The organism is Cylindrospermum sp. FACHB-282 (genome assembly GCF_014697195.1).
Lineage (GTDB): Bacteria > Cyanobacteriota > Cyanobacteriia > Cyanobacteriales > Nostocaceae > Cylindrospermum.
Genome location: NZ_JACJRJ010000022.1, coordinates 37,346 through 51,816, shown reverse-complemented (window position 1 = coordinate 51,816; position 14,471 = coordinate 37,346). Strand labels below are relative to the sequence as shown.

General features: G+C 41.3%; 12 protein-coding genes. 5 read left to right on the top strand and 7 right to left on the bottom strand.

Annotation, left to right across the window (positions count from 1 at the left end):
* Positions 1 to 53: 53 nt before the first annotated feature.
* Positions 54 to 3,701 (top strand): hydantoinase B/oxoprolinase family protein, encoded by a 3,648-nt coding sequence (locus tag H6G32_RS13265; RefSeq protein WP_190458914.1) that lies wholly within the window; start codon positions 54 to 56, stop codon positions 3,699 to 3,701.
* 334 nt (positions 3,702 to 4,035) lie between these two features.
* On the opposite strand, the gene H6G32_RS13260 is transcribed toward H6G32_RS13265, so the two are convergent.
* Positions 4,036 to 4,653 carry a hypothetical protein gene (locus tag H6G32_RS13260; protein WP_242046583.1) on the bottom strand — a complete coding sequence of 206 codons (618 nt, stop codon included), beginning with the start codon at positions 4,651 to 4,653 and terminating at the stop codon, positions 4,036 to 4,038.
* Between the two features lie 293 nt (positions 4,654 to 4,946).
* On the opposite strand from H6G32_RS13260, the gene H6G32_RS13255 reads away from it, so the two are divergent.
* Together H6G32_RS13255 and H6G32_RS13250 are read left to right on the top strand one after the other, a co-directional pair.
* On the top strand, positions 4,947 to 5,264 hold the full coding sequence (locus H6G32_RS13255) for a hypothetical protein (protein WP_190458912.1): 318 nt from the start codon (positions 4,947 to 4,949) through the stop codon (positions 5,262 to 5,264).
* A complete protein-coding gene (locus H6G32_RS13250) occupies positions 5,261 to 5,551 on the top strand; it encodes an aspartyl protease (RefSeq protein WP_309232588.1) in 291 nt (96 codons plus the stop codon). The genes H6G32_RS13255 and H6G32_RS13250 overlap by 4 nt, the downstream gene beginning before the upstream one ends.
* Positions 5,552 to 5,724: 173 nt before the next feature.
* Here H6G32_RS13250 and H6G32_RS27405 read toward each other — a convergent pair whose 3' ends face one another.
* The 3 genes from H6G32_RS27405 to H6G32_RS13235 all read right to left on the bottom strand — a co-directional run bounded on the left by H6G32_RS27405 (position 5,725) and on the right by H6G32_RS13235 (position 7,931).
* On the bottom strand, positions 5,725 to 5,844 hold the full coding sequence (locus H6G32_RS27405; RefSeq protein WP_190458910.1) for a hypothetical protein: 120 nt from the start codon (positions 5,842 to 5,844) through the stop codon (positions 5,725 to 5,727).
* Between the two features lie 160 nt (positions 5,845 to 6,004).
* A complete protein-coding gene (locus H6G32_RS13240; RefSeq protein ID WP_190458908.1) occupies positions 6,005 to 6,358 on the bottom strand; it encodes a hypothetical protein in 354 nt (117 codons plus the stop codon).
* A gap of 508 nt (positions 6,359 to 6,866) precedes the next feature.
* Positions 6,867 to 7,931: an NAD(P)/FAD-dependent oxidoreductase gene (locus H6G32_RS13235; protein ID WP_190458906.1), complete on the bottom strand. Its 1,065-nt coding sequence runs from the start codon at positions 7,929 to 7,931 to the stop codon at positions 6,867 to 6,869.
* A 152-nt stretch (positions 7,932 to 8,083) separates the two neighbouring features.
* Between H6G32_RS13235 and H6G32_RS13230 the strand changes: the two genes are divergently transcribed.
* Complete coding sequence (locus H6G32_RS13230; protein WP_190458904.1) at positions 8,084 to 8,926, top strand: YaaW family protein; 843 nt, start codon at positions 8,084 to 8,086, stop codon at positions 8,924 to 8,926.
* Positions 8,908 to 10,323, top strand: coding sequence for an O-antigen ligase family protein (locus tag H6G32_RS13225; protein WP_190459004.1), 1,416 nt, complete (start codon positions 8,908 to 8,910; stop codon positions 10,321 to 10,323). Before H6G32_RS13230 ends, H6G32_RS13225 begins: the two co-directional genes overlap by 19 nt.
* 193 nt (positions 10,324 to 10,516) lie before the next feature.
* On the opposite strand, the gene ung is transcribed toward H6G32_RS13225, so the two are convergent.
* From ung to H6G32_RS13210, 3 genes are all read right to left on the bottom strand, one after another.
* A complete protein-coding gene (ung, locus tag H6G32_RS13220) occupies positions 10,517 to 11,212 on the bottom strand; it encodes a uracil-DNA glycosylase (protein WP_190458901.1) in 696 nt (231 codons plus the stop codon).
* Positions 11,213 to 11,544: 332 nt separating this feature from the next.
* Complete coding sequence (locus H6G32_RS13215) at positions 11,545 to 12,954, bottom strand: ATP-binding protein (RefSeq protein ID WP_190458900.1); 1,410 nt, start codon at positions 12,952 to 12,954, stop codon at positions 11,545 to 11,547.
* A gap of 873 nt (positions 12,955 to 13,827) precedes the next feature.
* Entirely contained in the window at positions 13,828 to 14,268 is a 441-nt protein-coding gene (locus tag H6G32_RS13210) for a hypothetical protein (protein ID WP_190458896.1), read from the bottom strand.
* Positions 14,269 to 14,471: the final 203 nt, after the last annotated feature.

Below are 14,471 nucleotides of genomic sequence, written 5' to 3'. Positions count from 1 at the left end.
AGTATAGTTGCGAAAAGCATAGACATCATATTTCTTGAGAGGGTGGAACCTATATGAATTGGGAATTTTGGATTGATCGGGGGGGGACATTCACTGATATTGTGGCGCAACGCCCTGATGGGGAGTTGGTGATTCATAAGCTGTTGTCAGAAAATCCCGATCGCTATTCTGATGCAGCAGTGCAGGGAATTCGGGAAATTTTGGGAATTTCTGCTGATGCGCCGATTCCCGCCGATCGCATTTCGGTGGTGAAAATGGGAACTACAGTGGCGACAAATGCCTTGCTGGAGAGAAAAGGCGATCGCACAGTTCTAGTGATAACCAAAGGCTTTGGAGATGCGCTACGAATCGGATACCAAAACCGTCCCGACATTTTCGCCCGTCAAATTATTTTGCCAGAAATGCTTTATCAGCGGGTAATTGAGGTTGAGGAACGTTACAGCGCCCAAGGTGAGGAATTAATTCCCCTAAATCTGGATACTGTTCGCCCCCAATTACAAGCAGCTTTTGATGATGGGATTCGTTCTTGTGCGATCGCATTTATGCATGGTTACCGCTACACCGCCCATGAACAGCAAGTTGCTACCCTAGCCGAGAATATGGGATTTACTCAAGTTTCTGTCTCTCACGCTGTTAGCCCCTTAATGAAATTAGTTAGTCGGGGTGATACAACTGTTGTTGATGCCTATTTATCGCCAATTCTGCGGCGGTATGTGGATCAGGTGGCGAGTCAGTTGGGAAATAATGTTTCCCTCCAGTTTATGCAGTCGAATGGAGGACTGGCTGACGCTCATAATTTCCAAGGGAAGGATAGTATTTTATCAGGGCCTGCTGGTGGGATTGTGGGGGCGGTGCAAACTAGCCTGATGGCGGGATTTAACCAGATTATCAGCTTTGATATGGGCGGTACATCTACGGATGTGGCTCATTATAATGGCGAATATGAGCGCACTTTAGAAACGGAAGTGGCAGGGGTGCGGCTGCGAACGCCGATGATGGCAATTCACACTGTAGCGGCGGGTGGTGGTTCAATTGTGCAATACGATGGTTCTCGCTATCGGGTGGGGCCAGAGTCGGCGGGAGCAAATCCGGGTCCTGCTGCTTACTCCAAAGGGGGGCCCTTGACGGTAACTGACTGTAATGTGATGGTGGGGAAGTTGCAACCGGCGTTTTTTCCCAAGGTGTTTGGACTAAATGCGGATTTGCCTTTAGATGCAGAGGTGGTAAGGCGTTCCTTTGGCAAATTGGCGGCGGAAATTGGGGATCACCGCACACCGGAAGAAGTAGCCGCAGGTTTTTTGGCGATCGCCGTTGATAAAATGGCAAATGCGATTAAAAAAATCTCTCTCCAGCGCGGTTATGATGTGTCTGAGTATACTTTGTGTTGTTTTGGCGGCGCGGGCGGGCAACACGCTTGTTTAATTGCTGATGCTTTGGGGATGAAGCAGGTTTTTATCCATCCCTACGCTGGGGTGTTATCTGCTTATGGTATGGGTTTGGCGGATGTACGGGCGTTTCGAGAACGGGCGGTGGAATCGGTTTTGAGTGCTGGGTTGGATTTGGAGGGGGTTTTGGCGGTTTTGGTGAGGGAGGGGGAAGAGGAATTGAACCGCCAAGACGCCAAGGACGCCAAGATAGAGGTTTATCGGCGGGTGCTTTTGCGGTATGAGGGGACGGATGGGCCGTTGAGTGTGGATTTTGGTGATGTGGTGGCGATGCGAAGTCAGTTTGAGGGGTTGCATCGTCAGCGTTATGGGTTTGTTGCACCGGAGAAGCGGCTGATTGTGGAGGCGGTTACGGTTGAGGTGGTGGCGAGGCATGATGCGCCGGAGGAGAAGGTATTTTCCCGTAGGGATGATAATCAAGCTGTGCCGATGGCTACAGTGCAGATGTATACGGCTGGGGAATGGTGGAATACGCCAGTTTATCAGCGGGAAGATTTGCAACCAGGTGATTCTGTTTTTGGCCCAGCAATTATTGTGGAAGCAACTGGTACGAATGTGATTGAACCCCATTGGAAAGCGGAGTTAACATCACGCAACCATCTAGTATTGCAAAGACAAACCAATTCTCAATTTTTAATCCAAAATCGTTCGACTGAGCGCTCACGACGAAGTCTAAAATCTAAAATCCAAAATCGCCCTGATCCGGTGATGCTGGAGATTTTCAATAATTTGTTTCGTGCGATCGCCGAACAAATGGGCATCACATTACAAAATACCAGTTCTTCAGTCAATATCAAAGAAAGGTTAGATTTTTCCTGTGCAATTTTCGATGTTTCTGGACAATTAGTGGCAAATGCGCCCCATATTCCCGTACATCTCGGTTCCATGAGTGAAAGTGTGCAAGCTTTGATTGCAACTTATGGCGACACTATCAAACCTGGTGATGTCTTCGCTTCTAATAATCCCTACAACGGCGGTACTCATTTACCAGATATTACCGTTATCACCCCGGTATTTGTTTCCTCTCCTTTAAAGGGGGATCTTCCTCTGTTTTATGTCGCCTCACGGGGACATCATGCAGACATTGGTGGAATTACTCCCGGTTCGATGCCACCTAATAGCAAAAGTGTAGATGAAGAGGGAATTTTATTAGATAATTTTCAGCTTGTTGCTGTTGGTGAATTCCGCGAACAGGAATTAGTAGAACTACTAGGAAGTACACCTTATCCAGCCAGAAATATAACTCAAAATATCGCCGATTTAAAAGCACAAATTGCTGCTAATGAGCGGGGTGTTCAAGAACTGTATAAAATGGTAGAACACTACAGCCTAGAAACCGTCCAAGCTTATATGGGGTTTGTGCAAGATAACGCCGAGGAATCAGTACGGCGGATAATTGAAGTTTTACAGAATGGGAGTTTTAGCTATACATTAGATGATGGTAGCATTATCCAGGTAGCAATTACTATTAACCGGGAAAATCGTAGTGCCAAAATTGATTTTACAGGAACTTCGCCCCAGCAGCTAAATAACAATTTTAACGCTCCAGCCGCAGTATGTAAAGCAGCCGTTTTGTATGTTTTTCGTACTTTGGTAAATGATGATATTCCCTTAAATGCTGGGTGTATGAAACCATTAGAAATCATCAACCCCGTCGGTTGTATGTTAAATCCCCGTTATCCTGCTGCTGTTGTGGCGGGAAATGTGGAAACTTCCCAAGCAATTACCGATACTTTATATGGTGCGTTGGGTGTATTAGCAGCTTCCCAAGGAACAATGAATAATTTTACATTTGGGAATCAACGCTATCAATATTATGAAACCATCTGCGGTGGTTCTGGTGCAGGTGCTGATTTTGATGGAACAGATGCTGTTCACACTCACATGACAAATTCCCGCTTAACAGATCCCGAAGTTTTAGAATGGCGTTTTCCTGTAATTTTAGAAAGTTTTGCTATTCGTGAAAATAGTGGTGGTGAAGGAAAGCATCATGGGGGAAATGGTGTAATCCGTTGCCTACGTTTTCTAGAGAAAATGACAGCAGGAATTTTGTCAAATCATCGCGTGATTGCACCTTTTGGTTTATATGGTGGTGAGGTGGCTAAAGTTGGTAAAAATTATGTTGAGAGGAGTGATAGAACTGTGGAGGAATTAGGAAGTAAAGCAGTAGTAGAAATGAACGCGGGAGATATCTTTGTAATTGAAACTCCCGGTGGTGGAGGTTATGGAGAGATAGATAAGCTGACAATCCTATAATTTGCATACGATCATTCAATCTAACTCTTGTGGGGTGGGCATCCTGCCCGCCCTTGATGTTCAAATTAAAAGCCCAACAGCTTACAGTACTTCACAAGTGAATAAAGTACACAACACATCTTAATATTATAAATCTTGTGGGGTGGGCATCTTGCCTGCCCTTGTGTACCTCCCTCAGATGAAATATGCTATAAATTATAGCCTAAATGTGTGTAGAGACATTGCATGTAAAATCTCTACATTTGTAGGAGAGATGTTTTCTACTTCAATTTTAAGACTTTTCCAACATCTTTTAAAATAACTTTGCGTTTTCGCCAAATGAAAGAATAAAAATTTACGGTTTAAAAGAACCACGAAATGAGTAGTCAGCACGGGAACCAAAAACCTGTAAATTCCATGTTTTAAAGTTTTCGGCGGAAGTGCAATTATTTCCTCTTCCTTGTAATACCAACCGAAATTTTGTATCAGGGGTTATCCCTTTAGTGAAGATACCATTTCCTGAAAGTTTACCTTCTAAACGCAATTCCTGATAGAGTAATGCACCACTGCCTCCACCTTGACTATTATCGTACAAATCTGTTTTGAAAGAAACTGCGTTGCGGGGAATGGTTAAAGTTAAAATTCCGGTTTTTCCTTGTTCATCTTTAAACTGTAAATTCCAGCGGCGTTGATTTTTGACTACTGAAAAAGTGTAATTGGCTGAGTTTGAAGATATCCCCACATTCTCATCCCTTTGAGTTTGGTTAACTTTGGCGGTTGGGGAAAACTGCAAACGATTGATTTCATTAAATTCATAATCACTAATTTTTTGGGAAGTTTCTGACCATGTACCTACATTTGCACAACACGCACAGGCGTATACTTTGGCGGGGAACATGAGAAACATTCCTAGAAAGGTAAATATCAGGTAATAGTTTATTTTTGATAGTGAATACTTTGCTGTTGTCTTCATTATTAGCATTTCCATTATCTCTGTTTGGTGTAGTTTGCTGTTAGATATGATTATATGATAATCAAAAAGAGCTTTTATAATATCAACAGTTACCAAATAAGAAATTTTACAGTATTTTTTAGATGAATACACTTGTTGCAATAAAGCGTACACAATGGCGGGCTGTCCGGCCCACCCCACAAGAGATTTACAATTAATATTTACACCTCATTTAGCTGCAACGTGCCTATAATGTAGATACCACCAAGAAAAGCTTTGTGTTTTGGGGTGAGATAGAATTAGGTAAGTAAGTTATGACTCAAGCAAAACCTGTTCGCCGTTATCGTCAAGGTAGAATCTTCCCAGAATTTACAATAGCGCCGGAAGAATTAGCTAGAAGAGAAGCTGAAAAAAAAGCTCATTTACAGCGCTATCGAGAAATTTTTGATAGTGTAAGTCCTCAATTGATAGAGGAACATTACAATTGGTTTTTTATTATTGAACCAAACAGCGGCGACTATTTTATTGATCCAGATCAGAATGCTGCTGTAAAAAAGGCTCGCCAAAAGTACCCCAGTGGGATGATTGGTATTATGCGTTTGAATGAAACAGGAACTTGCGGAAGAATATGATTGTTGGCAAGTTCGGCGAGATTGGAGAGTTAATTTTTGAAATTGATTTAATTACTGCTGATGGAGAAAGTTTTCCTGTTGAAGCTTTATTAGATACTGGTTTTACCACAGGTTGGTTAGCACTTGATATCCAAGATGTTCAAACTTTAGGTTGGTCTAAGATTGACAGTGAAGTTATTATGCAGATGGCGAGGGGTGAGGATTTATTTGACTTGTATGAAGGAAAAGTTGTACTTGATGGACAGGAAGTACATCATTCCTGTTTTAGCTGGTGCAGGTATTCGTGAACCTCTGTTAGGTTTGCAATGGTTGAAATTATTGCCGTTATCTGTAAATTTTTCAGCCGCAATATTGACTTTGGGGTGAAAAGACAAGTGTTTTTAAACTAACCGCTACAGACGCAGAGGACACAGAGAGAATAAAGAGAGATTTTCACGAATGGTTTAGGACTTCTATATAGCTATTTTGGTCTAATGAAAACTTGAACTTTCATATCATCTGTAGTTTTACTCAAATCCTTTTCTAGTTCACGAGGATTTGAAATTCTTCCCTCTATATCGTAAACAAAGCTGTAACTCATCTATTCTGAAACCTGTCACTCTTTTCCCTGTGCCTCTACGGTTTGTAAAACAAAATCTCACAACTCAACGGTGAATATTGATTAGCAAAAAAAGCCCATACCACAGATGTTAATCATGATATGAGCTTAAACCACAAAAAAGTCCTAAAAGATCCAAATATTAACCAAACCAGTTAGCAGGTTCACAAACTGGTTTAACTAGTTCCTGTAGCTGATTATTCATCCATTCTGGTTTTTCTTGGATGATTGAGCAAATACCTTGGTGAATTAAATTTTGTAGGTGTAGTTCTTGCTCAAAGGAATTGCGGGGTAACTTGTAGTTTAGGAGTGGCGTTTGCTCTTCAGAAATACCGCTGTAAAAGCTAGGAAGACGATTGAGAATGAAGGTAATTAACTCTTGGCGTAAGTTAGGATTTGCAAAAGCTTGTTGATAAGGATGGTATGGATATGTATCCAAAACACTTTCAATTTCGCTGATGACTGATTGGTGTGGTAGGTTGACTAATGTTTTCATGATTTCTTATTTCTTTGTTAATCTAGTTCGTGAGTTGTAGGGCACACAAATTATCTCAATGCCAACTGCCTTAATAACTAGTTAGAGGAAATTTTAGTAATAGATATCTAGCCTCTAACCCAAAGTTTTATCACGGTACTATATCAGACATTTGATTTTGCTGATTTTCGGTTAAAGTCTATCCCCTGAAAATAGCCATCAATAGACTGGTAAAGCAGCGTTATTTTATATCTATAGTCCTAATTATTTCAGATTTTCAGAACTTTGACCAAAAATACACAAAACGCAGCATAAACAGTCAGGGATCAATTTCAGATGGAATAAATCAATGTTAATTAGTGTAAAATGTTCAGAATGTGAAACTTCCTATGTAATTTACATTACTTATGAAAATTCTGAAAATTTTGATTTTTTGTAGTTGATTAAACGGAATTTTTTGATATAGGTTTGGTAAGTCACAAAAATAGCAACTTACCATTCTGATAATTAAGTCTAGGGAAAGATGAAATTATGAGTTGAAAAGTTCAAAAAACTTCACGTTGTCTAGGGGTAAATGCCGCAATTGATGGTTAATTTCACCAGCTGCTGCTAGTCCAGAAAGCATTGCACCTTCTACAAGATTACCCCCACACCAATCACCACAGCAAACTAAAGGTAGGGAACAAGTGGCAGATAAAAAAGCTGCATTCCAAGGTTGGATAGGAAAGGCATAACGCCAGCGATGTACTTGCAGCCAGTCGGGATTGAATAGCCAAGGAAGGGATAAGGCCTCAGCTGCTTTTTGCAACATATATTTGCCAATTGGTTGTAAATCTTGAGTTTCTAGGTGAAGTTGGGCGAAATTCGCGCTACTTTGCAGTACAAAATGTGGTTGCTGGGGGTGAGGGCGCTTGCTGCTATCTAAACCAATCCATGCTAAATCGGCATGATTGACAAAAGTCAGGGCTTTCCAATTTGGGAAGGGCTGGGAGGTGGGAGGATATCCAGCCATGACGCTGATAGATGGGGAAAATTCTACAGAACCCAAGTTATCCAAGAACTCTGCATCTAATATAGTTTCACTCAAGGGTGCTAAGAGGGCCAAAGCTTGGGGTGCAGGTATGGCGACGACTACAGCTTTAGCGGTGATTTCTGCGTTGCTAGATTCTAAGGTGAGACGCCAAGTATTTTCGGGTGTTGGGTTGATGGCGATCGCACGCTGATTTAGTAAAATATCTAAACCTTGGGCGAGAAATTTAGCGATCGCACTCATGCCCTCTGGTGCAACATAACAGAGTGCGGAGTTCTGGGTTGTGAGTCTTGAGTCAGAATTGAATTGCTCAACTTTGTCTGTCCAAACTTCGATAATTTGACGTTTTTCCAACAACTCCACAAACCGTTGCAATAATTCTCCCTTTGGCTTCAAATAACAAGTCCCATGATCCGCCACAGTTCCCTGCAAGCGCCGTGTGGCGACTCTTCCCCCTAAACCACGAGACTTTTCTACAACCACCACCGAATATCCCGCTAAACTTAACTGCTGGGCACAGACTAAACCCGCCATACCAGCACCAATTACCGCAATATCAGTCATAAAACCTCAAAAATCAAGGGTGAAAAATTTTCCCATCTGCTGTATTGTTTTCCCAACAGAGGTTAGCACTTCGACACAACACTACTCATGACTGCCAAAGGCTAATAGTAGAATAGGTTACAGAAAAGCTGCACAGAATTGAGGAAGAAAAATTGGATGAACTGAGGACGGTACTAGAATTAGCAACTGAAAGTGAATTGCAGGACTTAACGGCAATTCTCTTTAGTCGTAAGTTTAATCCCCTGGATTATGTTCACACACCCGAACCCATTCAAGTCCAAAGCCAAAACCGCGAGGCTTGGCTAGACGCACTAGAAAATCGCTTTCGTTTTTTAGCAGCAGATGGAATGACTGTTTTGCGGGGACGCACTAACCAAGTAAGTTACCGACAAGCACTTATTCAAGTATGTAATTATCTAAAAATTCCCTATTCTCAACAGTTAGCAACTGTTGATTTAGAAGCAGAGGTATTTTTGCATCTATTAGGAAAGGTGTGGAAAAAACTGCCGGAACGGGAAAAGCAAAAATTGACTGTCCGGGTGCAGCGCCAGTTGGTCAAATCTGACCTCAAACAACCACTACCGCTGTTATTGCAACGTGATCCTTTAGGGTTAATTTTTAAAGGTGGTAGTGCCTTTGCTGTGACTTCTGTCCTCCAGCCCTTGGTACTCAAACAAATCGCTCGTCAATTTGCTCTTCATTTTGCTACCTATCAAGTAGCTAAAGAAGCTGCAATTACAGGTACTCAAGCAGCGTCAACCCAGTTTAAAAACTATGTCGCTGTGCAAATGGCGCGGCGGGGTATGACTGCCAATGCAGCTCGTTATGGGGCGGCTCGCAGTGTGTTTGCCGTTGCTGGGCCAGTGATGTGGGCTTGGTTTTTTGCCGATTTGGGATGGAGAGCGATCGCTACTAATTACGGTCGCATCATCCCCACTATCTTCGCCCTAGCCCAAATTCGTCTCACCCGTGCTGAATCTTGGGAGCTAGCTTGAACAAGGCTTTTTACCATCCCAACCCTAGTTTACAATCCCCTTGGAACTGCGCTCAACTGGGATTGTTTGTCTTTCCCTTGAGTCCATTTCTGGGGGCTGTGGGTTTAGGTTTTGCAGTATTATTCACTTGGCTGCAACAATCCCAGACAATTAACCGTCGCCCCCTGAATTGGGGATTGGCACTCCTCAGCGTATTTCTGCTCATCACCGCTGGATTTGCTGAAAATAAAATAGATGCTCTCCTCGGTTTATTTAATTTTTTGCCATTCTTTCTCGTTTTTATCGGACTTAGCGCCCTGATTCAGACCCCCGCCCAATTACGGCAAATGGCTTGGATTTTGGTAATCAGTTCCTCTCCCATAGTCATTATGGGCTTTGGGCAGTTGTTTTGGGGCTGGTCTTTGAATTTACAATTTTTGTGGATTGTTTTAGAGTGGACGATCGCACCCACGGGAGAACCACCAGGCCGGATGGCTTCAATTTTGATGCACGCTAACAGTTTAGCTGCCTATCTGGCGTTCATTTTCATCTTGGCATTAGGGTTATGGTTAGAACAATGGCAATCAGGTATTGGATATCAGCTATTGGATATCAGGTATTGGATATCAGCTATTAGCAAGAGACAAGGGAAAATTTTCTCCCATAATTCCCCTCCCTCTTCCTTATCCCCAATCCCCTTCATCTTCTTAACCGTAGCGGTGGTGGCTAATTTCGTAGCCTTGATTTTGACCAACTCCAGGAATGGATGGGCGATCGCTATTTTTGCCTGTTTAGCTTTTACACTCTACCAAGGTTGGCGGCTGCTGGTGGGTTGTGTCGCTGCTATGGTCACTGGTGTGCTATTAGCAGCTTTTGCTCCCAATGCGATCGCCCAATTTTTTCGCCAGTTCGTTCCTTATTCCATTTGGGCACGGTTAAATGATGATATGTATCCAGATAGACCAGTCGCCCTCATGCGAAAAACCCAATGGGAATTTGCCTGGTCTTTAAGTCAACAGCATCCTTTGACTGGTTGGGGGTTACGCAGTTTTAGTGGACTTTACAAAGCACACACGCAGATTAACATAGGTCATCCTCACAACTTGTTTTTAATGCTATCTGCTGAAACCGGCTTTCCCAGCGCTCTTTTATATTCTGGCTTCATCGGTTGTATTTTGATTGCAGCTGTTCAATTGCTATGGAAGTCACAAGATATAGAGCCAAAAGACAGATTAATATTTTTTAGTTATCTTCTAGTCCTAATCGGGTGGATGCTATTTAATACAGTAGATGTCACCTTATTTGATTTCCGATTAAATCTGTTCTCATGGTGGCTTTTAGCTGCTGTTTGTGGGGTTTCATTAAAGTTATCCAAAATTGGCGGTTCCTTATCCAAAATCTACTCGTTAGATGGGTAAACTCGGTGCGCAGCGCGGCATCACCCAAGATTTTGGGTGAAAACGAGATTCTCCAAGCCGCTTTCCTTGCATTGGCCGACCAATATTGGACAGGTTTTTCCCAAGGGTAGGATATCGCTACCATCGAGATTCCAGGCTAAAAGCGGCTAAAAAATACTCTGATGCCAATGCCTAAGATGGCCTACCCCTAAGCCTAATTCTTTAAATTTTCAATGTCTGGAATCTGCCAATCAATCTCTAATTTGCCACAGGAACGCAATGCTGAATTGATCGCGGAGAAGGGTTTGCTGCCAAAAAATCCATTACGTGCAGAAAGGGGCGAAGGGTGTGCCGATTGAATAACAATGTGCCGATTTGTATCTATCAACTTGAGCTTCTTTTGTGCATACCCGCCCCATAGAACAAAAACAACAGGATCGGACTTTTGATTAACCTTACTAATTACCGCATCTGTAAAAGTTTCCCAACCTTTATTCTTGTGAGAATTTGGTATATGTGCCTTCACCGTTAATACCGCATTTAGCATCAGCATACCCTGTTTAGCCCAGGTTACAAGATAGCCATTATTCGGAAGATCAAACCCAACATCTTCTTTAAGTTCTTTGAAGATATTAACCAATGATGGGGGCGGTTTAATACCCGGCCTGACTGAAAAACATAAACCATGCGCTTGGTTCTCATCATGGTAGGGATCTTGCCCCAGCAACAAAACATTCACTTTTTCGTATGGTGTTAATTCAAAGGCAGAAAAGACATCTTCATCAGGTGGATAGACAGTATCAAATAGCCTTTCGTCTGCCAAAAAATCTTGAAGTTTACCAAAGTAGGGTTTATCAAACTCTTCTGTAAGTACCGCCTGCCAAGAACCGGGAAGTTTAGAAATTTTCATAGAAATCTTACTTTAGAGATTTGGCATCTTAACATATCTTTTACTAGAAATCTATCAAGAATTAAAATCAATTATTTATTTCTCGTGGATCTACGGCTACGGTATTGTTTGTATTAATAAATAATGAAATAGTCCTGGAAAATAAGCTAAACCAGATATAGTTTGTATAGTGTGAAATTATACATTTATTATAGGGTAGGCGTCGCGCTACGTGCCGCTACGCTAAAGCCTGCCCAGAATATACAATTTAAATTGGGAACAGCTTATCCTCCCAAGCTTTTGCATTTTTTGCCTCTTATGTAGGTTTATTGACAATCATGCAAATAAAATATCTATGGGAGCAGTTGTTGATTTTTACTTTCAGGTCTTACTGGAATTTTAATTATAAACTCAGCCCCTTTTCCCTGAGTAGATATACAGTTCAGTTGACCACCGTGCTTTTCGACTATAATTTGATAGCTGATAGATAAACCCAATCCTGTCCCTTTACCAACACTTTTGGTGGTGAAGAAAGGGTCAAATAAGCGCTTTTGAATACTCTCCGGTATTCCTGGCCCATTATCGATAATGTGAATAATAATGTGATTGTCATCAGTGACTTCAGTCCGGATGTGAATCGTCAGCGGCTTTGGAGTTACAGGAGCAAAATCAAAACAGATAACTGATAACTGATAACTCTCAGAAAGAGCATCAATAGCATTTGCCAAAATATTCATAAATACCTGATTGAGTTGCCCAGCGTAGCACTCCACCAAGGGAAGATTACCGTATTCTTTAAAGACCTTAATCTCTGGGCGATCAGGTTGATATTTTAGACGATTTTGTAAAATTATTAATGTGTTGTCAATACCCTCGTGAATATCAACCGATTTAAATTCAGCTTCATCTAGGCGCGAAAAGTTACGCAGGGATAAGACAATTTCATGTATTCTATTAGCACCGACCATCATAGAAGATAACAATTTGGGTAAGTCTTCTATAATAAAGTCCAGTTCAATTCCCTTCATTTCAGCTTGCATTGCCACATAAGCATTAGGATACTGCTGCTGGTAGCATTGCAGCAGGTATACCAGGTCTTGAACGTATTGAGTAGCGTAGGAAAGATTGCCGTAAATAAAACTAATAGGATTATTGATTTCGTGTGCAATACCAGCTACAAGTTGTCCCAATGCAGCCATTTTTTCATTCTGTAGTAATCGGGTATAGTTATGCTGAAGTTCACGAAAACCTGCCCTAGCTATTCTGGTTTTTTCCTCTTGTTTCTCTAGTTGAGCACGTGTTAAAACTTGAATTTGAGAATAGGCTAAAAGTAACTGATGAAAATCAACTAGTCCATGTTTGAAGGACTTAGTTTTTACTAAAATTGGCTCATAGACAAGTTGTGGCGATCTCTCCAGTGCTACCTGAGCCGCTTCTACAATAGGCGTGTCCTCAGCAAATACAAATACTTTTGGCTGAAGAAAATTGTAAAGACTTTCGATAGGTCGTCCAGCAAATAGCCCCAAACCGTAGGGACGGCTCATTTGCTCAAAAAATATCCGCCGTGAAATCATTCCCTGATATTGCTGATTCCTAGTCAGGATAATTCCTGGTAATAAAGGCTCTTGCTCAAAGAGTGTAGCTAATTCATTCCCTGGACGATCTATCTCGATTTGAACCGCCCAAACTGGTACTTCCTGCAAAGTTGACTCTAGTTGCAGATCCAGATCATCAGCATTTTTAATGCTATGCATAGCCAGCATCTTTCAATCCTTGACCAAAAGGTAATATTTATGCTCGGTATAATTTGTGGTACTGCTAAAGGTAGTTTTCCCACAATGGGTTCGCAAATCTTTGCATTATGCAAAATGTTACAACAATTTTTAGTACTGTCAAATAGATATAATTTTCAGAAGTGCGGGGTTATATACCTCTTTCATATTTTTCGTTAATATGAAAAGTGCTGTAGGTTTTTTTTGAATAGTTTAGGTTGATTGTCAATAATTAAGTGATTGCCTCCGGCACGCTAGGTGAACACATTTTCAATGTTACGCAAATTATTAAAGTTCATGGACGCAATGAATTTTAACCCTTAGTCATTAAGCAAAAGTTAAGGAATACATATCAAATTGGTTATGTTCAGAAGCGATCGCCTAATTGGTTGTGTAATTAGCTGCCCTTATTATTTGCTTCTTGATGATTGACCTTCTGAGTATGCTGCTCTCCTTTTTGCTTAAGCGCTCTTCACAACCAGAAGTTGAGGTTATTTTTTATACAAAAAACTTAGGCATTAAACTGGGTCGGGAAATAAAGCCTTATTTTTTAAAATTATCTGTGCGTTCATTTCCGGTGGACGCTTTGCGCCATCGCCTTCACCAATTTTTAGATTATTGTCTAGCGAGCGCATTTTGATTTTTAGGCATTGCGCGAACTATTACATATTTAGAAGCAGAGTATGAAATGCAACCCCATCCTACCATGAGGCGGCGGCAATTCAGTATCCAACTCTAGATAGAATGTCGTGAATTCTAGCACCTAGTTTTTAATTCAGAGTTACAGCTTACAGCCGAATGCCACGCTGGTTCAGCGCCAATCACTCAGTTTTAAAGGTCTCAAAATTTTGATTCACTGGTAATTTAGGAAGCGGCGGGTGAGAATGTGGAGTTAAAAAATTGTCTCTTTTCTACTGGTTGATATCGGCCAATTTTTGACTCAAAATTGGAGAGATTTCCATATACTGCTAACAGTAAATCAGGGTCAATAAGAATCAAGCCATGCACCTGTTTTTCCAGAGAGAGATTTTTAGTGACAACTAAAACTGCTTGCCCATCGTAGTAAAAAATGGGAGGATGAAGGCAGTTAGTATTATAGGGGCTATATATCCCAGAAGTGTTACCATATAATCCAGCAGAGTTGCGGATGCTGTAGATTCCATTAGAACTACCGTAGTCTCCATGAAGATTATTGATGGAGTATGGATTATTTTGATCGCTCGATATTACGCCCAAGAATTGTCCATCAGCAGCCCATAATTGAGCCATACCATCAACAGCAGCAAAAAATTCTAGATTTAACATTTGTGTCTTATGGTAGATGCCTACCTCTAGCTTCCACCATACTATTAATATTTTCTACAGTGATGATAACGATTTTTTTTCTATAAGATATGTTTTGTATAAGTAATTCTACATAAAATATTCCAGATGTCTGCCGCAGATTAATTCATCAATACTTTACAGCTAGGAAAATTTTAGGAAATTACTTCATAAAATCTCTAAAA

Bases quoted from the DNA above. Each gene is read 5' to 3' on its own strand.
- H6G32_RS13265 (WP_190458914.1), top strand. From the start codon at position 54: ATGAATTGGGAATTTTGGATTGATCGGGGGGGGACATTCACTGATATT.
- H6G32_RS13260 (WP_242046583.1), bottom strand. From the start codon at position 4,653: ATGAAGACAACAGCAAAGTATTCACTATCAAAAATAAACTATTACCTG.
- H6G32_RS13255 (WP_190458912.1), top strand. From the start codon at position 4,947: ATGACTCAAGCAAAACCTGTTCGCCGTTATCGTCAAGGTAGAATCTTC.
- H6G32_RS13250 (WP_309232588.1), top strand. From the start codon at position 5,261: ATGATTGTTGGCAAGTTCGGCGAGATTGGAGAGTTAATTTTTGAAATT.
- H6G32_RS27405 (WP_190458910.1), bottom strand. From the start codon at position 5,844: ATGAGTTACAGCTTTGTTTACGATATAGAGGGAAGAATTTCAAATCCT.
- H6G32_RS13240 (WP_190458908.1), bottom strand. From the start codon at position 6,358: ATGAAAACATTAGTCAACCTACCACACCAATCAGTCATCAGCGAAATT.
- H6G32_RS13235 (WP_190458906.1), bottom strand. From the start codon at position 7,931: ATGACTGATATTGCGGTAATTGGTGCTGGTATGGCGGGTTTAGTCTGT.
- ung (WP_190458901.1), bottom strand. From the start codon at position 11,212: ATGAAAATTTCTAAACTTCCCGGTTCTTGGCAGGCGGTACTTACAGAA.
- H6G32_RS13215 (WP_190458900.1), bottom strand. From the start codon at position 12,954: ATGCTGGCTATGCATAGCATTAAAAATGCTGATGATCTGGATCTGCAA.
- H6G32_RS13210 (WP_190458896.1), bottom strand. From the start codon at position 14,268: ATGTTAAATCTAGAATTTTTTGCTGCTGTTGATGGTATGGCTCAATTA.